The organism is Brevundimonas sp. (genome assembly GCF_041911375.1).
Taxonomy (GTDB): Bacteria; Pseudomonadota; Alphaproteobacteria; order Caulobacterales; family Caulobacteraceae; genus Brevundimonas.
The window spans coordinates 274693-294563 of sequence record NZ_JAYRPA010000025.1 but is presented as its reverse complement, the minus strand read 5'-3'; the positions used below and the strand labels follow the sequence as shown (position 1 = coordinate 294563).

17 protein-coding genes and 1 pseudogene are annotated in these 19871 nt (G+C 69.6%); 5 read left to right on the top strand and 13 right to left on the bottom strand.

Annotated features, from left to right (window positions below; genetic code table 11):
* Together ACE3PU_RS06510 and aroQ are read right to left on the bottom strand one after the other, a co-directional pair.
* Nucleotides 1-200, bottom strand: a pseudogene (locus ACE3PU_RS06510) (acetyl-CoA carboxylase, biotin carboxyl carrier protein); the annotation flags it as partial.
* Nucleotides 201-245: 45 nt separating this feature from the next.
* Entirely contained in the window at nt 246-704 is a 459-nt protein-coding gene (aroQ, locus tag ACE3PU_RS06505; protein WP_374387868.1) for a type II 3-dehydroquinate dehydratase, read from the bottom strand.
* Nucleotides 705-1036: 332 nt separating this feature from the next.
* Here aroQ and thiS point away from each other — a divergent pair, with 332 nt between their 5' ends.
* Both thiS and ACE3PU_RS06495 read left to right on the top strand, forming a co-directional pair.
* Entirely contained in the window at nt 1037-1237 is a 201-nt protein-coding gene (gene thiS / locus ACE3PU_RS06500; protein WP_374387866.1) for a sulfur carrier protein ThiS, read from the top strand.
* A gap of 70 nt (nt 1238-1307) precedes the next feature.
* A complete protein-coding gene (locus ACE3PU_RS06495) occupies nt 1308-2096 on the top strand; it encodes a HisA/HisF-related TIM barrel protein (RefSeq protein ID WP_374387863.1) in 789 nt (262 codons plus the stop codon).
* A gap of 28 nt (nt 2097-2124) precedes the next feature.
* Here the strand turns inward: ACE3PU_RS06495 and ACE3PU_RS06490 are convergent, their stop codons facing one another.
* Genes ACE3PU_RS06490 through ACE3PU_RS06480 form a run of 3 tightly spaced genes read right to left on the bottom strand, consistent with a single transcriptional unit; the run spans nt 2125 to nt 7069 of the window.
* Nucleotides 2125-2895, bottom strand: coding sequence for a thioredoxin domain-containing protein (locus tag ACE3PU_RS06490; protein WP_374387861.1), 771 nt, complete (start codon nt 2893-2895; stop codon nt 2125-2127).
* Nucleotides 2896-2931: 36 nt separating this feature from the next.
* On the bottom strand, nt 2932-4332 hold the full coding sequence (locus ACE3PU_RS06485) for a M48 family metalloprotease (RefSeq protein WP_374387859.1): 1401 nt from the start codon (nt 4330-4332) through the stop codon (nt 2932-2934).
* 58 nt (nt 4333-4390) lie between these two features.
* Nucleotides 4391-7069, bottom strand: a complete 2679-nt coding sequence (locus ACE3PU_RS06480) for a ribonuclease E/G (RefSeq protein ID WP_374387857.1) — start codon at nt 7067-7069, stop codon at nt 4391-4393.
* Between the two features lie 501 nt (nt 7070-7570).
* Between ACE3PU_RS06480 and ACE3PU_RS06475 the strand changes: the two genes are divergently transcribed.
* Nucleotides 7571-8743, top strand: a complete 1173-nt coding sequence (locus tag ACE3PU_RS06475) for an N-acetylmuramoyl-L-alanine amidase (RefSeq protein ID WP_374387855.1) — start codon at nt 7571-7573, stop codon at nt 8741-8743.
* 25 nt (nt 8744-8768) lie between these two features.
* Here the strand turns inward: ACE3PU_RS06475 and ACE3PU_RS06470 are convergent, their stop codons facing one another.
* The 3 genes from ACE3PU_RS06470 to ACE3PU_RS06460 form a co-directional block, all read right to left on the bottom strand.
* The gene (locus ACE3PU_RS06470; protein ID WP_374387853.1) at nt 8769-9359 is read right to left on the bottom strand and encodes a hypothetical protein; all 591 of its coding nucleotides are present in this window, start codon (nt 9357-9359) and stop codon (nt 8769-8771) included.
* Nucleotides 9360-9449: 90 nt separating this feature from the next.
* Complete coding sequence (locus ACE3PU_RS06465; RefSeq protein ID WP_374387851.1) at nt 9450-12023, bottom strand: tipN; 2574 nt, start codon at nt 12021-12023, stop codon at nt 9450-9452.
* Between the two features lie 103 nt (nt 12024-12126).
* Nucleotides 12127-12306, bottom strand: a complete 180-nt coding sequence (locus ACE3PU_RS06460) for a hypothetical protein (protein WP_374387849.1) — start codon at nt 12304-12306, stop codon at nt 12127-12129.
* 161 nt (nt 12307-12467) lie between these two features.
* On the opposite strand from ACE3PU_RS06460, the gene ACE3PU_RS06455 reads away from it, so the two are divergent.
* Nucleotides 12468-13946: a phospholipase D-like domain-containing protein gene (locus tag ACE3PU_RS06455; protein ID WP_374387847.1), complete on the top strand. Its 1479-nt coding sequence runs from the start codon at nt 12468-12470 to the stop codon at nt 13944-13946.
* On the opposite strand, the gene ACE3PU_RS06450 is transcribed toward ACE3PU_RS06455, so the two are convergent.
* The 5 genes from ACE3PU_RS06450 to ACE3PU_RS06430 form a co-directional block, all read right to left on the bottom strand.
* Nucleotides 13931-14668, bottom strand: coding sequence for an endonuclease/exonuclease/phosphatase family protein (locus ACE3PU_RS06450; RefSeq protein WP_374387845.1), 738 nt, complete (start codon nt 14666-14668; stop codon nt 13931-13933). The two genes, ACE3PU_RS06455 and ACE3PU_RS06450, sit on opposite strands and share 16 nt — an antisense overlap.
* A 77-nt stretch (nt 14669-14745) precedes the next feature.
* On the bottom strand, nt 14746-15432 hold the full coding sequence (locus ACE3PU_RS06445) for a TPM domain-containing protein (RefSeq protein ID WP_374387842.1): 687 nt from the start codon (nt 15430-15432) through the stop codon (nt 14746-14748).
* Nucleotides 15432-16208, bottom strand: coding sequence for a YgcG family protein (locus ACE3PU_RS06440; RefSeq protein WP_374387892.1), 777 nt, complete (start codon nt 16206-16208; stop codon nt 15432-15434). The genes ACE3PU_RS06445 and ACE3PU_RS06440 overlap by 1 nt, the downstream gene beginning before the upstream one ends.
* Nucleotides 16209-16255: 47 nt before the next feature.
* On the bottom strand, nt 16256-16924 hold the full coding sequence (locus ACE3PU_RS06435) for a LemA family protein (protein ID WP_374387840.1): 669 nt from the start codon (nt 16922-16924) through the stop codon (nt 16256-16258).
* Between the two features lie 59 nt (nt 16925-16983).
* Nucleotides 16984-17907 carry a bifunctional methylenetetrahydrofolate dehydrogenase/methenyltetrahydrofolate cyclohydrolase gene (locus tag ACE3PU_RS06430; RefSeq protein ID WP_374387838.1) on the bottom strand — a complete coding sequence of 308 codons (924 nt, stop codon included), beginning with the start codon at nt 17905-17907 and terminating at the stop codon, nt 16984-16986.
* A 92-nt stretch (nt 17908-17999) separates the two neighbouring features.
* Here ACE3PU_RS06430 and ACE3PU_RS06425 point away from each other — a divergent pair, with 92 nt between their 5' ends.
* On the top strand, nt 18000-19844 hold the full coding sequence (locus ACE3PU_RS06425; RefSeq protein ID WP_374387835.1) for a PPC domain-containing protein: 1845 nt from the start codon (nt 18000-18002) through the stop codon (nt 19842-19844).
* Nucleotides 19845-19871 lie beyond the last annotated feature (27 nt).

The following is a 19871-nucleotide window of genomic DNA, read 5'->3' as shown; positions in this document are numbered from 1 at the left end:
GGGGCGGCCGGGGCGGCGGCCGGCGCGGGCGCGGCGGCGTACTGGACCGGCGCGGCGTTGACCGTCACCTCGCGCGCGACGCGGATGCGCAGGTCGCCGCGCTCCACCTCGACCTCGGTCAGATCGGTTTCGTTCAGAATGTCGGCCAGCTGGCGAACCAGGCTCGCGTCGATCTCGGCGTGTTTCTTGTCATCGGCCATTGGGATTGCGCCTTGTCTTTCGTCTTGTTCTCGAACGGGGCGCGCTCAGGCGCGTTCCCGGATCTTCGTGAGAGCGGCCTGGACGGCCAGTTCATAGCCGGCCGCGCCGAAGCCGGCGATGACGCCGGTCGCCACAGACGACACATGGGAGTGGTGGCGAAACGCCTCGCGCGTCGCCGGATTGGACAGATGCAGTTCGATCACGGGGATCGACAGCGTCTTGAGCGCGTCGTGCAGCGCCACCGAGGTGTGGCCATAGGCCGCCGGATTGATGATCAGGGCCGACGCCGCCTCGCGCGCCTCCTGAATCCAGTCGACCAGCACGCCCTCGTGGTTGGATTGGCGGAACACCACGGTCGCGTCGGCGTCGATCGCCGCGGCCGCCGTCACGCAGCGCTGTTCGATGTCCGCCAGGGTGTCGCGGCCATAGATCTCCGGCTCCCGAACCCCGAGCAGGTTCAGGTTGGGACCGTTCAGCACGTGGATGACGGGCGTTTCGGGCATGGGCTCCGGAATCGGCGGCCTTTCAGCGACGCAAGAGGGGCCTTTTACCGGAGCCGCCGCCGGGGTCAAACGCTGTCGCGCGCAAACTTGACCCGGCGTCACCGGCGCGGATCTCGCAGCCCTCTCCTGGCGGTCCCGCTACGGGACAGCGACCCAGGGAGTGATCGCCATGGGCAGGGAGGCCCGAATTGTCCTTCGCGTCGGCGTCGCGGTCTTGGCCGCGCTGGCGGCGACGGCGGTCGGACTGTTGTTCGAAGTCGGCTGATCGACTGGCGAAGCGCGTCGCCGCCCTCTATGTCCCGGGGATCCCGCCGATCGCCCGGAGCCCCGCCTTGCACCAGATTCAGCTGAACGGAGAACCGCGCCAGGTCTCGGCCGCCACCATTCTGGCCCTTGTCGAGGAGCTGTCGCTTGATCCCCGCAAGGTGGCGGTCGAGCGCAATCTGGAGATCGTGCCGAAAACCCTGCACGCCACGACGCCGGTCAGCGACGGGGATCGCATCGAACTGGTCCAGTTCGTCGGCGGCGGCTGATTGGCCTTCGCAACGTGGCGTGATCGATCCGACCTTTCCCATTGGGCGTCGGAGGACTAGGTCAGCGTCCATGACCGACATCGCCCCCCCTTCCGAAACCTGGACCGTCGCCGGCCGCACCTTCTCGTCGCGCCTGATCGTCGGCACCGGCAAATACGCCGACTACGCCCAGAACGCCGCCGCCGCCGAGGCCGCGGGGGCCGAGATCGTGACCGTGGCCGTGCGCCGGGTGAACCTGACCGATCCGAACCAGCCCATGCTGGTGGACTATGTGAAGCCCGACCGCTTCACCTTCCTGCCAAACACCGCGGGATGCTTCACCGGCGAGGACGCGGTGCGCACCCTGCGACTGGCGCGCGAGGCGGGGGGATGGAGCCTGGTCAAGCTGGAGGTGCTGTCCGACAGCGCCCACCTCTATCCGGACATGATCGAGACGCTGCGGGCCCTGGACCTGCTGATCAAGGACGGCTTCGACGTCATGGTCTACTGCACCGACGACGTGGTCATGGCCAAGCGGCTGGAAGACGCCGGCGCCGCCGCCATCATGCCCGCCGCCGCCCCGATCGGCTCGGGCCTGGGCATCCAGAACGAGGTCAACGTGCGCCTGATCGTGGAACAGGCCAAGGTCCCGGTGCTGGTCGACGCCGGCGTGGGCACGGCCTCCGACGCCACGCGGGCGATGGAGCTGGGCTGCGACGCCGTGCTGATGAACACCGCCATCGCCGGGGCCAAGGACCCGATCCGCATGGCGCGCGCCATGAAGCACGCGGTCATCGCCGGCCGCGACGCCTATCTGGCCGGCCGGATGCCGAAGCGGATGTACGCCAGCGCCTCGTCGCCTCTTGCCGGCCTGATCTGACGCGACAGCGCCAGACCAGGGACCGCGCCTACCGCTTCGCCGCCTCGATCAGACGGCCGATTTCGGCGGGGTCGATGCTGGGGCTGGCGCGGCCGTTGACGAAGAAGGTCGGGGTGCCCTGCAGTTGCAGCGCCGCCGCCGTGGTGTGGATGTCGGCGATGTGGCGCGTGGTGTCGATCGCCGAGATCGCCGCCTTGGCCCGCGCGACGTCCACGCCGTTCTCGGCCAGGATCCGGTCGACGGTCTCGGGCGTCAGCGCCGGCTCGGTCATCAGGGCGTCGTAGACGGCCAGATACTTGCCCTGCTGGTGCGCCGCCAGGGCCGCGCGCGCCGCGTATTGGGACGTGACGTCCTCGCCCCGGTCCAGAATCGGCCAGTCCTTGAACACGAAACGGACCTCGGGGTGGGCGGCCATCAGGGCGCGGTAGTCGTGCGCCACCGCCTTGCAGCCGGGGCAGCGGAAGTCGAAGAATTCGACCACCGTCACCTTGGCGTCGGCCGGACCGAACGCCGGATCGCGGGGGTCGGGTTTCAACAGGCCGGCGTTGGCCTGGGCCAGGTCGTTGATCACATCGACGCGCGCCTGCGCCTCCTTGTCCTGAAGGGCCTGGCTGGCCTCCTGCAGCACCTCCGGATGGTTCAGCAGATAGCTGCGGACATTGCCGCCGGTGAACCACGGCGCCGCCGCCAGGCCCAGCGCCACGACCGACACGCCCAACGCCAGATAGCCGGCGCGGCCGCCGGTCAGCCAAGGCGTCTTCGGGGCCGGGGTTTCGGGCGCGGGAACGGGATCGGTCATGAGGCCAGTTTCATCCAGGGGGAGGGAAGTCGGAAATCAGTTCAGCGTCGTCGGGCGCCGCGCCGCCTCGCGGCGGTCAAGGTCCTGGATGTCCTCGGGCGTCGCGCCGGACGCCAGGACGATGTCCACCGCACGCCGCCATTCGATTGAGCCGGGATCCAGCATGCTGCGAGCGCGCAGGGCGAACTGCGTCGCCTGATCCTCGCGCCCGGCGGCGAAATAGTATTCCGCCGACGCCAGCCGCGCTTCGCCCTCCTTGCCTTCGGAGGCGTAGGCCTGGGACAGCAGTCGCCAGGCCATGGTGTTGTCGCTCTCGGCCACGGAGGCGTACTTCAGGTTGGAGATCGCCTCTTCCAGATTGGCCTTGTCGTTGGTCTCGATCAGGGCGTGGGCCAGGTTGATGCGCAGCAGGGGCGCCTCGGGCATCAGCCGGACGGCCTCGCGATGGGCGACGACCGCCTCGGCCGCGCGCCCCTCCTCGAAAAGGATCTGGCCCTTCAGTTCGGCGAAATAGGGATTGTCGGGGTCGCCGGCGATGAGGGCGTCCACGGCCGTCAACGCCTGCTCGGTCTGCCCGTTGCGGTACCAGGCGATGGCCCGGGCGTAGCGGCCCGGCAGGGAGGTGTCGCTGGACGGATAGGACCGCAGCGTCGTGGCCGGCGGATCCATGAAGGCGTGGATCTTGGCCAGGATCAGCGCGTGCTGCGCCATGCGCTCGGGCGTGTCCCGCACGCCGTAGTGGGGCTGCTCCTCGACATAGCGCCGCATCGATTCGATCCGCTGCGAGGACAGCGGGTGGCTGCGGAAATAGGGATAGCGCCGCGCATCCGAGAACACCTCCTGCGAGCGGAAGTTCTCGAAGAAGTCGACCAGACCCTTGCCCGACAGTCCTGCGCCTTCCAGCGCCCGCGCCCCGGTCAGGTCGGCCTCGCCCTCCTGGCTCTGCATGTAATGCAAGGCGCCCAGCGTGCCGAAGTAGCCGCTGGAGCCCAGCAGCACGGCCCCCGCGTCCGGCGCGCCGGCGGCGATGGCCAGCGCGCCCAGCGCCATGGTCATGATCATGGGCTGGCGTCCGGCGTTCTGGGCGCCGTCGCGCAGCGTATGGCGGTTCTTGATGTGGCCCGCCTCGTGCGCCATCACGCCCAGCAGTTCGCCGGGGTTCTTGGTGCGCAGGATCAGGCCGGTGTTGACGCCCATGATCCGCCCGCGCGTGGCGAAGGCGTTCAGCTCATTGTCGTTGACCAGCAGCACTTCGACGTCGCTGGGGTTCAGCCCCATGGAGACGAAGACCGGGTCGGCCCATTCGCGGATGATGCCCTCGACCTCGGTGTCCCGGATCAGGCTCTGGGCGCTCGCCTGGCCGGCGAAGGCGAGGGCCGCAAGGCCCGCCGCCGTCGCCGCCAGGATGCGGGATGCGGATCGGGGAAGCCAACTCATGGCATGCTCCAATAGCGACCGGCCCCCGCCTGCATCCTGACAGTCTAATCGTGACCGATCAGCGGCGCCACCACCCCCGCTTGGGCTTTTCGGGGGGCGCGACGATCTGGTTCGGATCCTCGGCGATGATGGCCTCGACATCGATCTCGGGCTTCGGCGCGACGAAGGGCTCGGACAGAACGGTCGGCTTGGGCGCCTCGGCCGGCGCGGCCTCGACCGGCTCTGCGGCCAGGGCCTCTTGCGGCGTGACGTCCAGGCTCGCGGGCTCGCCCTCAACCGTCGCCTCATTGGGTTCGATGGCCGTGTCGGGGTGAGGCTCGACATGAGCGTCCAAGGACGCTTCGCCTGCGGTCTCGACCCAGGCCGGCTTGCGACGGACGCGGCGACGCTTGGGCTCGGGCGCAATGGCGGGCGTGTCGGGCTCGCCGGCTTCCGCAGAAGCGGTGACCGCCATCGGCGTCTGGGGCGAGCCGTCCGGCGGCATGCCTTCGTTGGTGGCCCGGTTCTCGACCTTGATTTCGTGGACCAGATCCTGGGCCTGATCCTGGCCGCGACCCCGGCCGCGACGACGACGGCGACGACGGCCGCCTTCCTCACCGGCGCCTGAGGCCGACACCACGTCCAGGCCGGCGACCTCGTTGTCCGCGTGGACACGCTCGGCCTTGGCTTCCGAGCGCGGCTCCGGGCGACCCGGATTCAGAGGGTCGAACCAGACGTAGGGATCTTCCAGCGACGGCGTGCGGCCGCGCACCCAGGTATAGACGTCGCGTTCGCCGTCCTCGCGGGCGCGGCGACCGCCACGGCGGCCCCGACGCCGGCGACGGCCGTTCTCGTCTTCCTCGTCGTCCGAGGCGTCCTCGACCGAGACGACGGGCGCGTCGCCGTCGTCGTCGCGACGTCCGCCGCGGCGACGACGGCGGTTGCGGCCGCGGCCGCCGAGGTCGTGACGTTCGGCGCGTTCACGCGGCTCGTCGTCGTCGCTGTCCTCGCGGTCCAGCGCATCCTCGTCCTCGTCGTCCTCGTCGTCGCCGATGATTTCCTCGTCGTCGCCGTCCTCATCCTCGTCCTCGAAGGCCGAGGCGTCGAAGTCGTCATCGAGATTGGGCAGTTCGATCTCGGGCGCGACGAAGTCCTCGTTCGTCTCGGTCCGTTCGATGTTGTGTTCGCCCTGCGCCAGGCTGTCGTCGATCTGGACGATGACGTTCAGGCCGCGCCGTTCCAGCAGCGCCTGCAGATAGGCGCGCTTGTGGTTCAGGATGTACAGGCCGACGGCGGTGCAGACCTTCAGCACCACCACGCCGGCGCCGTTCTTGCCGGCCTCGATGTCGACAGCGCGCAGGGTCATCAGGGCGGCGGATTCGGCCGAGCGGATGCGGCCCGAGCCCTGGCAGTGGGGGCAAGCCTCGGTGGCGCCCTCGATCACGCCCAGACGACGGCGCTGGCGGCTGATCTCCATCAGGCCGAAGGGCGAGATGCGGCCCATCTGGATGCGGGCGCGGTCAGCCGACAAGGCGTCCTTCAACGCCTTTTCGACGGCGCGATTGTTCTTGCCCTCGTCCATGTCGATGAAGTCGATGACGACCAGGCCGGCGAGGTCGCGCAGACGCAGCTGGCGGGCGGCCTCGACGGCGGCTTCCATGTTGGTCTTGAACGCGGTCTGCTCGACGTTGCGTTCCTTGGTGGCGCGGCCGGAGTTGACGTCGATGGCCACCAGCGCCTCGGTCTGGTTGATGACCAAATAGCCGCCGGACTTCAGCGGCACGACCGGCTGATGGATCTGCGTCAGCAGTTCCTCGATGCCGTTGGCGGCGAACAGGGGCCGCGAGCCGCGATACAGGTGAACCTTCTTGGCCTGGGCCGGCATCAGGACGCGCATGAAGTCGCGCGCTTCCTTGAAGCCATCGACGCCCTCGACCTGGATGCCGTCGAAATCCTTGTCAAACATGTCGCGCACGGCGCGGCGCACGAGGTTCTCTTCCTCGTAGATCATCGACGGGGCGTGCGAGGCGAGCGTGGTCTCGCGGATCGTCTCCCACAGGCGCAGCAGATACTTGTAGTCGCGCTTGATCTCGGCCTTAGTCCGCTTGGCCCCAGCCGTGCGGATGATCAGGCCCATGCCCTTGGGCACTTCCAGGGACGCGACGGCGCTCTTCAGGCGGCGACGATCCGACGTGTTGGTGATCTTGCGCGAGATGCCGCCGCCCTTGCCGGTGTTGGGCATCAGCACGCAGTAGCGGCCGGCCAGCGACAGCCAGGTGGTCAGGGCCGCGCCCTTGGCGCCGCGTTCGTCCTTGACGACCTGCACCAGCAGGATCTGGCGACGCTTGATGACGTCCTGGATCTTGTAGCGGCGCATCAGGCGGCGCTTCAGCCGCTCCTCCTCGGCCAGGGCGGCTTCGGGATCGGCCTCGTCGTCGGTGGATTCGCGACCCAAGTCGTCCTCGTCCTCGTCGTCGTGCGCCTCGGCCATGATGGCCTCACGATCGGCGACGGGGATCTGGTAATAGTCCGGGTGGATCTCGTTGAAGGCGAGGAAGCCGTGGCGGTTGCCGCCGTATTCGACGAAGGCGGCCTGCAGGCTGGGCTCTACGCGGGTGACCTTGGCGAGATAGATGTTGCCGCGGAGCTGACGCTTAGCGCGGGATTCGAAATCGAATTCCTCAACCTGCCGTCCGTCCACGATGGCGACGCGGGTTTCTTCCGCGTGCGCCGCATCGATCAGCATCGTCTTTGACATGGAAAGTCTCTCTCTGGCGCGCTCTGGCCGGGCCTGCCGAGATTTCGGGCAGGGCTGCGGCGGCTCGCCGAATAGGGGTGAGGGCCGAGGCGCGCGACATCCCGCCGCCAAAGGCGACGCTGGCTTGGTCAAGCCGGTTGGGAGCGCAGGCGGAAAGGCCCATGAAGATCGTCGGTCCTGAACCGGGCGCGCCATGACCGCAGATGCGGAAGGCGGCGACCCTGGTCCGTTCTTCAAGCCGTCGGCGATGCCGGCCGGCTCTCGGATTGGTGAAAGTCAACGCCGCGAGGAGGGCGCGCCGGATGTCGCCAGGGCGAAACGGCGCGATCGGTTCGCGAGCGGACTAAAGCATAGTCACACCGGGCGAGAATTAAAAGCGGTCCGGCTTTAACCCCTCGCACACGCGCCGGCGCCATGATGGGGCGAAGGTGATGGATAACCGTCGGAATGTACGGGCGTATGGTTTTCAGTCTGGGCCGTTGGCGCGCGCGGGAGTGGGGGATGACCCTGCTGGCGTTTGCTGTCGTCTGCGTCGTCGTGATGGCGGCCTCGCGCGGCTTCGCCTGGGGCGCGGCGAGCGATGTGCTGGGTCTGAGATTCGGCGCCGACGGGGACCGCACGCGCGTCGTCATCGACCTTGAACGCTCCGCCAGCGGCCGGGTGGTCGAGGACGGTTCGACCGGCCGGCTGATCCTGTCGCTGAGCGGCGTGGCCCCCGGCCAGGGCGTTCGCGGGGACGGAGCCGGTCTCGTTCGGGCCTATCGGGTCGCCGCGTCAGGGGGCTCGTCCAACGTGGAGCTCGACCTGGCGCGGGGCAGCGCCATCGAGCGGCGGTTCCTGCTGCCGCCCGGCGACGGCGTCGGCCACTATCGATACGTCATTGATCTGAAGGCGACGGGCGCGGCGACGACGCGGTCCGCACGGGCCGCATCGCGCCCGACGGCGCCGCGTCCGGCGCAGAAGCCGCTGATCGTGATCGACGCCGGCCACGGCGGACGCGACCCCGGCGCCAGCGGCGCGCGCACGCAGGAGAAGGCCGTTACCCTGGCCGCCGCCCGCCAGCTCAAGGCCGAGCTCGAGCGCACCGGACGCTACCGGGTCCGCCTGACCCGCGACGACGACGCCTATGTCGACCTGTACCGTCGCGTCTCCATCGCCCGTCAGGCCGACGCGGATCTGTTCATTTCGCTTCACGCCGACGCCGGCGCAGATCCCGCCCTGCGGGGGGCCAGCGTCTACACCCTGTCCGAGCAGGGCGCCGGACGCGCGGTGCGCGAGTTCACCCGCGGCGACAATTGGCACCGCGACCTTCACCTGCCCGGTCGCGATCCGTCGGTGGACCGGATCCTTCTGGACATGACCCAGCGGGCCACCCAGAATCGCTCGGCCCAGTTCGCCCGGGTGCTGCTGACCCATCTGGAGGCGGCCGAGCATCCCTTGCTGCGTCGAAGCCATCGGGACGCAGGGCTTGCGGTCCTGCTGGCGCCGGACGTGCCTGCGGTCCTGCTCGAGATGGGCTTCATCACCAATCCCGACGACGAGGGCGTGCTGACCGACGAGCGCGCGCGTCGGCGCATGATGCGCGCCGTGGCCCAGGGCATTGATCGCTACTTCGAGGAGCCGGCCGCGCCCGTTCTCCAGGCGTCGAACGCCAGCGCCTCGGGCAGCCCCTAGCGCTCGCTCGCGGCCTGGAACGGGTTCAGACGGCGGCGCGCGGCAGCGGCGACAACCGGCGGGCCATGGCGGAGGCCGCCGCCTTCACGCCCTTGCTGACGACGGCTTCGTCCGCCGGCAGCGGCGTGCGCAGAAGCCCGATCGCCGGGGCGTCGGGGCTGTCGGGAAGTTCGGACAGCAGGCGGTAGAGCAGATAGGACCCCACGTCGTCCTCGGCGTCGGAAGAGGCGTCCGCTTTCAGACCCGCTTCGTGAAGGGCGCGCACCATGTCCGCCACTGGCGCCGTCGAGCGCGCGATGCTGGGGCCCGTACGGCTGAGGCGGCGACCCTCGCCCGGCGTCCGACCCTCGGCGCGCATCTGCACGCGGAACACCGGCGCGCGCGACGACCGGCCCACAAGCAGCAGCGCCTGGCAGTCGTTGCGGCGCAGGCAGTCTGCCAGGGATTGAGCCAGCGCGTCCGGTTCGTCGGCGGGCACGGCGACCGTGCGCGCGCCGGGCGGATTCCACAGACGGCCGGACAGGTCCTCGACGAAATCCCAGACGGGATCGTCCGTCTCATACGCGCAGATCGCGATGCCGGGGCGCCGATCCTGACCGGAGGACTCTTCGACCATGCGTGCGCGTCTTCTTACCGTGACAGAGCTGTGACAGGGACATGAAGGGGGCAAGTCCCCTGTGACGTCAAGCGGCGGAGACGGCCGGATTCAGCCAAGGTCGCCCACCGCCGCGTCCAGCAGCATGAAGGCGCGGCCGGCGTCGGATGACAGCCGGGCGTTGAGGCCGTCGATATCGCCGGCGCGCGCCGCGATGGAGAGGTCGCGGCCGAACGCCCGGACGTAGCGTTCCGCGTCCGCTCGCAGGTCGCCGTCGCTGAGAACGCGGCGCGAGACGCTTCGAACGGCGGCCGGGGCCACGCGCCGGACGATCTGTCGCGCGCCCGCCGGATCGCCGAGACCAAAGGCGCGCGCGGCCTCGTCGACACGCGTTCGAGGCAGCAGCGCGTTGGGATCGACCCCCATGCGGCGAATCGCGTCGGCCAGCCTGTCCGGCAACTGGGCGTCCGCCGGATTGATGGCGTCGCTGAGCTCGAGCGGCTGCGGCTCGTCGTCGGGGCCGACCAGATCGGCCCAGTCCAGTCCGTCGTTCGTCTGCACCGGAGCAGGCGGTTCGGCGGGCTCCAGACGCAGCCGGCCCCGCAGGCCGAAGCCGCGCTCTTCGGGCTTGGGTTCGGGGGGCGGCGCGGTTCTGCGCACCGGGCGTTCGGGCTCGGGCTCCGCCACGGGGTCGCGACGCCGAGCGCCGGCGTCGCCCGAAACCACGCCCATCAGGCGGACGGCCTCGGTCAGCATGTCGTAGTTGCGGCGAACGCGGTCCTGGAACCCGGCGTCCAGCGCCTCGGTGTCGTCCGCCGCCTTGCGCGACGCGGCGGTGAGGGCCGCCAGGCCTTCCTCGACGCTGGCGCGGACCGATTCGACACGGGCGCGGGCCTCGTCGGGCAGTTGGGCGGCGCGGGCTTCGATGTCCGCCACGGCTTCGTCCACCTGACTCAACGCCCCGTTCAGCCGCTCCAGCAGCATTTCGAGGCGGTCGGCCACGCGATCGCCGGCCTGATCCACCAGCTCCGCGCTTTCACCGACGAGGCGGCGTGCGTCCTCGATACGCGCATCGACGGCGAGGTCGGTCTTGTGCGCCGCCTGAAACAGCGTCTCGGCCAGGCGGTCGATACGGATCTGCGCCTGCGCGGCGGCGTCGTCGGCCGAAGCGCGGGATTGGTCGGCGGTGGCCTTCAGCGCCTCCAGCGCCCGTCGCGTCTCCTCCATCAGGGTGTCGCGCGCCTCGGCGGCCAGCGCCTCGAACCGGTCCAGGGACACCTTGGTGGCGGCGTCGAAGTTGTCGGCCTCGCGCTGGGACATCTCGATCAGGGCGCGGAACTGGTCGCCCGACGCTTCCAGCAGGTCGCGCAGGGTGTCCAACGACGACTGAGAGGCCTGCCCCAGATCCGCCGCCGCGGTCCGCGTGGTGGACAGGTGCTCGATCAGTTGCGCGCGCTGGCTTTCGACCTGGGCCGAGAAGTCCTCCTGGTCGGTTCGCAGGGCGTAGGCCGTCGTGACCAGCGCGGCGCGCTGCTGGCCCAGACCTTCCTCGACCGAACGGATCTGCTCGGCGACGCCGGAGCCGGCGTTTTCCAGGCGGATCGTCTGGCGGGCCAGGTCCTCGGAGGCGAGACGGGCGGCGTCCTGGGCCTCGCCAGCTGCGGCGGCCAGGTCGGCGGCGCGGGCGGCCAGGGCGGCCTCGGCTTCGCGAAGCTGGGTCTGGGCCAGGTCGGAGGCGTCGGCGACCATGCGCGACTGGCGTTCGACCGCATCGACGACGCCCGCCGCCTGGGTGTCCAGATGCAGGCCAAGGGTCTGCATCTGGTCGCGCTCGCGGCCCAGCTGTTCGGACAGCCGCCGGGCGGTGCGGCCCGCCGTTTCCGCCGCTTCGTTCAGCCGGGACGTCTCCTGAACCAGGGCCTCGCGCAGCAGGGCCATGTCGTTGCGGGCCCGCTCGGCCGCCAGCGCGGCCTGGTCGATGTCGGATCGCAGCGATTGCAGCACGTCGCCGGTCTGCTGGGCCGCCAGCGCCGTGGGGGCGACCAGCGCCTCCGCCATTTCACGTGCGCGCCGGGTTTCCGAGGCCAGGCCCGCGCCCTGACGGACCGCATGGGCCAGCATGATGGCCATGCCGGCCGGGGCCAGGGCGATCAGCGCATAGATGGCCAGACGCAGCGGATCCAGCGCCGCTCCGCCCATGCCGAACTCATAGGCCGCCCAGGACGCGACGCCGCCGATCCACAGGACGGACGCGGCGGCCGCGATGAAATAGGCCTGCCGACCTGGTGCGGCTGTCTTGCGGATTTCGACGGGACGGGTGGCGGGGGGCGTCGATCGCTCGAACGGGGAGGGCGGGCCTCCGCCGGCGACCGCGAGTTCGACCGCCGCGGTCGATTCGGGGAGGGGCTCCGGTTCCAGTTCGGCCACGCTCCGGTCGCGCATGTCGATCTCCACAGGCTCTGGCGCCGCCAGCGCCGCATCGGCCCGGGCCTGGGCCAGGCGCTGCTCTTCCAGCAGCCGCCGACGGCGACGCTCGGACATGGGCCGCTCCGGCTCAGCAGGCGGGGGCGCGGCCTCGACCGGATCCTGGTCGATGTTGTCCTCATCCGGCGCGGCCACGGCCTCTACCGGCGTTTCGCCCTCGTCGTTCGTCAGTTTAAGCGGCGGCCGATTGCGGGACTTCATCAGGCGTAGATCTCGATCCATACGCGGCGCCGTCACTTGCGCCTGAGCGACCCTAACGACTCAACGCCCGCCATCCAAGCGGTCAGCGGGCGGTCGACGAGGTTCAGCAGTCTTTCGCGGATTCGCCGAGGATCGTGGACGGCGTCTCGGCCCTGCAGTCCGTGGTGCGATGCACTTCACGATCGGGCGTCTGAGGCGCATGGGTGTCGACGCCGAACTGCGACAGAACCGCAGCGGCCAGGATCGCGATAAGGCCGGCGATCAGTTCGACCAGCGCCTGCATCCTGCTTTCGTCCCCGAACGTGGAAGGCCAGCGGTGTTTATGCGCTCATCCGGCGAACGTCACAATCCCGAGGCGCAAAGATTGACCGGGCGTGACCTGCATGGAACGGAGAGATCGGGCGGTCCCATCGCGGTGTCACGCGAATCGGGCAGGCAGGCTGAATGATCCACGACGGCGAGCGCTATGACGGCAGTCTGCTTGAGCCCGGCCCGGGGCTCTGGCGCAGCGCCGTGGCGAGTCGGTTCTCCATCCTGATGGAGAACCAGGCCTATTTCGACGCCCTGTCCTCGGCTCTCCACAAGGCCGAGCGTTCGATCGTGGTGCTGGGCTGGCAGTTCGATCCCCGCACCCACCTGGACCCGGAGACGCGGCCCGGCGACAAGACCGCCGAAATCGGTCATCAGCTTCGCATGCTGGTCAAGAAGAAGCCGGATCTCGACATCCGGCTTCTGATCTGGAAGTCGCCCCTGCTGATCGCCGCGTCGCAGGGCTTCTATCCTCACCGGGCGCAACGCTGGTTCCGCAAGCGGATGGTCGAGTTCCGGATGGATTCGCCGGGGCCCATCGGCGCCTGCCACCACCAGAAGGTCATCGTCATCGACGACAAGGTGGCCTTTGTCGGCGGCGGCGACATCTCCACCGATCGCTGGGATTCGGAGGAGCACCTAGACGGCGATCCGCGCCGGGCGCTGCCCAACGGCGTCATCTGCAAGGCGCGGCACGAGGTGATGGCTGTCCTGGACGGTCCGGCGGCGCGCGTCCTGGGCGAACTGGCGCGTGAGCGCTGGTTCAAGGCGACCTGGGAACGGACCATCCCGGACGAGGTCGCGACGGATCCGTGGCCGGACGACGTGCCGGTCCAGATGACGGACGTACCCGTCGGCGTCGCCCGGACGGAGCCGCAATGGGCCGGCCGTCACGAGGTGCGCGAGAACGAGGCGCTTCACCTGGAGTCCATCCGGCGCGCAAGACGGCTGATCTATATGGAGAACCAGTATTTCACCTCGCCGGTGATCGCTGCGGCCCTGGCCGCGCGACTGGCCGAGGTGGACGGGCCCGAAGTGATCGTCGTGTCCACCGGCAAGAGCCCCAGCTGGTTCGACAGCCTGACGATGGACACCGCCCGCGCTGAGGTCCTCCATCGGTTGGAGCAGGCCGACAAATACAACCGCTTCTTCGCCTTCGCGCCCCTGACGCAGGAGGGCGAGCGGATCATCGTTCACGCCAAGGTGTCGATCATCGACGACAAGCTGCTGCGGATCGGATCGACCAATCTGAACAACCGGTCGATGGGGCTGGACACCGAGTGCGACATCGCCGCGGAGCCCACGGACGCGATCGGGCGCGCGGCGGTGAAGGCGCACCGGCACAGGACCATCGGCCACTGGCTGGGCGTCAGCGGCGACGAGTACGCCGCCGTCGAGGCGGTCATGGGGTCGACGGGGGCCGCGATCTGCAGCTTCGCCAGCCCTCGCCTCAAGCCGCTGGGCGCGGAACCGCCCACCCGGATGCAGCGGCTGTTCGCCGAGTGGCAACTGGGCGATCCGACGTCGTCCAGCGACGCCTGGCGACCCTGGAAACGCCTGGACCGCTCGCGCCGGACGCGCCCGGCGTCGGAAGGCGGTCAGTCGCCGGGCTGAACGATCTCGAAGTCGATCACCAGCGGCAGATGGTCCGAGGCGACCCGCGCCAGGGGAGAGAATGCGGTCCTGACGTCGGTCACGCGGATCTCCGGACTGACGAAGCAATGGTCGATGCGGATGGCGGGAAAGCCGGACGGGAAGGTCTTGACCGTGGGCCTGAGCTTCAGCTGACGCTGGCAGTCGTGAAGCTTGCGCGCCAGCGTCTGATAGGGGCGGGTGATCGAGGTGGCGTTGAAGTCGCCCGCAAGCAACGTCGGCCCCGCGCAGGCGCCCAGCCAGCCCGAGCCGGCCAGCGCCGCCGCCTGCAGCCGCTGTTCGCGGGGCACCAGACCCAGGTGGGTGTTCAGCACGTTCAGCGTCGCACCGTCGATCTCGATCTCGGACCAGATGGCGCCGCGCGGCTCCAGCCCCGGAATGCCCGCGACGCTGGGAAGGGCCGCGGCCCGGATCAGCTTTTCCGGGTGCGGCGTCATGATGGCGTCCCCGTACAGTTCCGCCTCGACCCGCATGGCGGGGTGGAAGCGCGAGGTCATGGCCAGCTTGTCGGCGATGGTCCGGGCCTGGTCGACATGGCCGGTTCGCGAACGGCCGACGTCCAGTTCCTGAAGACAGACGATGTCCGGTTCGTGTTCGCCGATGACGGCGACGATGCGGTCGACGTCCAGGCGCTTGTCCGTGCCGACGCAGCGATGAACATTGTAGGTCAGAAGGCGGGGCATGGCTTCCCGAAGGCTTGGCTGCGGCGGAGGCCTAGGCCTTTTCGATACGGATTGCGACCGTGTGACGACAGTCGCGTCTAGAGCAACACCAGGTGGTCCGGCAGTTCGTTCGCGTCGTTGGCGCGGGGCGGAAAATGTTCGGCCAGCACCCGACCGCACAGGTCGATGGCCGCCTCGAAGCCGGCCACGGGCCGATCCGCCTTCATCTCCCGCAGCAGGGCCGCGACCGCGTCGGCCCAGACGCCCTGGTCCACGCGGGCGTGGATGCCTTCGTCGGCCACCAGTTCGACCTGGTGATCGTCCAGGGCGGCGAAGATCAGGACGCCGGTGCGCTTGTCGGTCACGTGCACGCCATGGGCCAGGAATTGCTGGACGGCGGCGCGCCGAACGCGGGCGCGTCGGACGCTTCTCGGCGTCGCCCAGCGTCGCACCAGCGGAATGCGGGTCAACAGAAAGACGGCGACGAACACCGCCGCCTGCACCACCGCATAGGCGCCGAGCGCGTGACCGACGGTCATCTGTCGATCGGCGAGATGAGCGGCCTCCCAGGTGTCGCCCAGGCCGGGGAACCACGCCGCGTCGAACCCCAGCGGAATCAGTCCCATCGGCAGGATCAGGGCCGCAGCCGCCGCCCAGCCCAGGCTGACGTCCACATAGGACGACACCCGACGCGCGACGACGCAGAAGATCTCGCCCGAGGTTCGCGCCTCGGCCTGGGCGATGGCGGCGGCCACGCGGGCCTGATCCTGATCGGTCAAGCGCATCACCACCCTCCCGAAGCGCCGCCGCCGCCGAAGCTTCCGCCCCCGCCGCCGAAGCCGCCCCCGCCAAATCCTCCGCCGCCCCAGCCGCCGCGTCCGCCGCGGCTGGAGTTCTTCAGCGCTTCCGACGCGGCCCAGATCAGGATCGGCGTCACGCCGTCGCGTCGGTGCCGACGTCCGCCGGACAGCGACCCGATCACGCCCAGGAAGATGAACAGGAACACCAAGCCCACGATGACGAGCGCCACGACCGGAACGCCCGGCTTTTCGACTTCGACGGCCGCCGCGCGCGCCTCGGCCTCCGCCGGGTCGAGCGACAACTGCGTCACCAGGGCGTCGACGCCCTTGACGATTCCCCCTTCGAAATCCCCCTGCCGGAAGGACGGCAGGATCTCGTTCTGGATGACCAGGGATGAGAATGCGTCCGTAAGGATCGGCTCGAGCCCATAACCGACTTCGATGCGGACCTTGCGTTCGTTGGGCGCGACGATCAGCAGGGCGCCGTTGTCGTTCTCGCTCTGGCCGATCCCCCAGGCGCGGCCCAGCCGGTAGCCGTAATCCTCGATCTCCTGATCCTGCAGGCTGTTCAGGGTCACGACCACAAGCTGGTCGCTGGATTCGGCCTCCAGCGCCGCCAGCTTCTCGGTCAGGGCCTGTTCGGTCTGGGGGCTGAGCAGGTTCGCCTGATCGACGACGCGCCCCGTGAGCGGCGGGAAGTCCAGCGCGCCCTGGGCCGCCGCCTGCGTCGCAAGCAGCAGGCCCATCATCAGGCTCGTCATCAGGCCGATCAGACCACGGCCGCGCCGGGCCAGGGCGGGGAAAGACCTCACTGGGCGGGCGGGGTCGCGCCGGGAGCGACCGGCGCCGCCGAGGCGTTCGAGGGCGGTGCGCCGAGGTTGAAGTCGACCTGCGGCGCCGACTGCGCCTCCGCTGTGGCGGTGAACAGCTGCATCGGCTGCGACCCGGCGTGCAGGGTCTTGGCCCAGATCACGTTCGGGAAGGTGCGCAGGGTCGTATTGTAGGCGCGGACGGCCTCGTTGTAGTCGCGGCGCGCGATGGCGATGCGGTTTTCGGTGCCTTCCAGTTGCGCCTGCAGGGTCAGGAAGTTCTGGTTCGCCTGAAGCTGCGGATAGGCCTCGACGGAGACGAGCAGGCGCGACAGGGCGCCGCTCAGCTGGCCCTGCGCCTGCTGGTACTGCTGGAACGCCTGAGGGTTGTCGAGGTCATCGGCCGAGATGTTGACCGAGGTGGCGCGGGCCCGGGCGTTGATCACGTCCGTCAAGGTCGTGCGCTCCTGGATCGCTGCGCCCTGGACCGTCGCGACGAGGTTGGGCACCAGGTCGGCGCGGCGCTGGTACTGGCTCTGGACGTCGGCCCAGGCGGCCTCGGCCCGCTCCTGCTGTGTCGGGATGGTGTTGTAGCCGCAGCCGGCGACGGCCGGCGTGATCACGAGCGCGGTCGTCAAGGCAAGCGCGCGGGCGTTGAGGCGGACCATGTTCTCTCCCTGTCGGCGATGCGCCGTTGGAAAGAGTATCGACGCTCGTCCGCCGAGCTTCAAGCGTCCAGCGAGTCCGGTTCGATCCCGTTGGCGCGACAGGCGGCGGCGTAGGTGTTGGCCAGCAGGCAGGCGATGGTCATCGGGCCGACCCCGCCGGGCACCGGAGTGATGCGCCCGGCCGTTTCGGCGGCCTCGGCGAAGGCGACGTCGCCGACCACGCGGGTCTTGCCTTGCGCGGCCTTTTCGGGATCGGCCGACGGCACGCGGTTGATGCCGACGTCGATCACCGTCGCGCCGGGCTTGATCCAGTCGCCGCGGATCATCTCCGGCCGGCCGACGGCGGCGACCAGGATGTCGGCGGTGCGGCACAGGGCCGGCAGGTCGCGCGTCCGGGAGTGGGCGATGGTGACGGTGCAGCTTTCGCCCAGCAGCAACTGCGCCATCGGCTTGCCGACGATGTTGGAGCGTCCGACGATCACGGCGTTGAGGCCCGACAGGTCGCCCAGCTGATCCTTCAGCAACATCAGGCAGCCCAGGGGCGTGCAGGGGACCAGCCCCGGCAGGCCGACGGCCAGGCGCCCGGCGTTGACCACGTGGAAGCCGTCCACGTCCTTGTCCGGATCGATCGCGTCCAGCACCACCGAGGCGTCGATGTGGGCGGGCAGCGGCAGCTGCACCAGGATGCCGTGGATGCCCGCGTCGGCGTTCAGCTGATCGATCAGCGCCAGCAGCTGGTCCTGCGTCGTCGTTTCGGACAGGCGATGGGTGTCCGATCGCATGCCGGCGCGAACCGTCGTTTCGCCCTTGTTGCGTACATAGAGCTGGCTGGCGGGATCCTCGCCGACGATGACGACCGCCAGGCCCGGCTTGACGCCGTGGGCGGCCTCGAGACGGGCGGCCGCCGCGGCGACGCGGTCCACCAGAGCGGCCGAGAAGGCCTTGCCGTCGATCAGGCTCGCGCGCGGTGGCTGGGCCGACATGATGCGGACTCCGGGCTGGAAAATGAGGATGGCGGCGATTTACAGCCGTCGCCGTTCGGCGTCTATGATCGCCGCCGAAACAGGAGAAATTCATGACGCGTTCGTCGATCGCCGCGTGCAGCGCCCTGGCCCTGATGTGGGCCGCCGGACCGGCCGCGGGGCAGGACGCGCGCCCTCTGCGCATCGGCGCGAGCATCGACGGCGCCCTGGCCGACGGCGACCCCGTCGCGGCCGAGGACGCCTACCGCTACGACGACTACAGCTTCCAGGCCCGCGCCGGGCAGCGGCTGGAGGCCTTGCTGCGCGCCGATGATTTCGACGCCGTTCTGGAGTTTCGCGCCCAGGACGGCGAGGAGGCGATCGCCGAGGATGACGACGGTCTGGGCGAGGGCACGCACGCGCGCCTGCGCTTCACGCCTGAGGCGGACGGCGCCTACATCCTGCGCGCCCGCAATCTGGCCGGGTTGCAGGGCGGCGACTACAGCCTGTCGCTGCGCGAACGGCCCCGCCCGCCCCGGGCGCCCCGGCCGACGGGCATTCGTCTGGGGCAGTCTCTGAAGGGCGCCCTGACGGCGCGCGATCCCGAGATGGAAGACGGTGGCCGCTACGACGCCTACGCCTTCCGGGCCGCGGCCGGCGATCGGTTGGTGGTGACGCTCGACTCCGAGGCCTTCGATCCCATGGTGCGGATCGGTCGCATGAACGGGCCGGCTTTCGAGGAGCTGGGCCAGAACGACGATGCGTCAGGCGGCGGGCTGAACTCGCGCCTGCTGTTCATCGCCCCGGCCGCCGGCGACTATGTCATTCGCGCCACGGCGCTGAGCGAGGGCGAGGGCGATTATACGATCGGTCTGGAACAGGCCCCGCCGCCGCCGCCGTCCCGGCCGATCGCCATCGGCGACGAGGTCGAGGGCGCCCTGGGGCAGGGCAGCAGCGCAAACGAGGACGGCCAGCCCGCCGATCTTTACCGCTTTACTGGCGTGGCCGGCCAGCGGATCGCTGCGGAGATGTCGTCTGACGACTTCGACACCTATCTGACCCTGCGCCGGCTGTCGGACAACGCTGTGCTGGCCGAGGACGACGATGGTCTGGGGCAGGGGACCGATTCGCGCCTGACCCACACGCTCGACGCCGACGGGGAGTATCTGATCGAGGCGCGGGCCTTTGGCGAAGAGGCCGAGGGCGACTACGAGCTGAGGCTGTCCGACATCCCGCCGCCGCCCGCGCCCGCCGCCGCCGTCTTCGGCCAGACGGTCGAGGGCGAGATCACCGACGACGACCCCCAGGGCGACGGCGGCAAGCGGTATGACGCCTATGTCTTCAGCGGAACCGAAGGACAGCGCGTTCAGGTCATCGTTCGCTCGGGCGATTTCGACGCCTTCGTCGAGATCGGCGCGGCGGGCGACGATTTCGCGGCGCTGGGCAGCGATGACGACGGCCTGGCCGAAGGCACAGACTCCCGGCTGACCTTCTCCCTTCCGGAGACGGGCGACTATGTCGTCCGCGCCCAGCCGCTGGATGCGGAGGGACGCGGCCTGTACTCGATCGAGCTCGTGGATCTTGGGCCGGAGCCCAGGCCAGGCAGTTTGCTGGTCGGCGCCACGGCGCGCGGAAGCCTGGGCGAGACGGACGCCATCAGCGAAGAAGGCGCCTATTTCGACGCCTATCGGTTCCAAGCCAAGAAGGACGAAAAACTGCGGCTGACGATGGTGTCGAACGCCTTCGACGCCTTCATCGATCTGGGTGAGGACGGGGAAGACTTCGACAGCATCGCAAATGACGACGATGGTCTGTCGGACACGCACGCCCGGCTCGACTGGACGGCGCCGGACGACGGCTGGTACGTGGTTCGGGCGCGCGCCTATGGACCCAATCAGACCGGGGCTTACGCTCTGACCGTCGAGCGTCAGCCCGCCAACGCGCAACGCGAACCTTGATCATCCGCGCGGCCCTCGTTTCGTGAT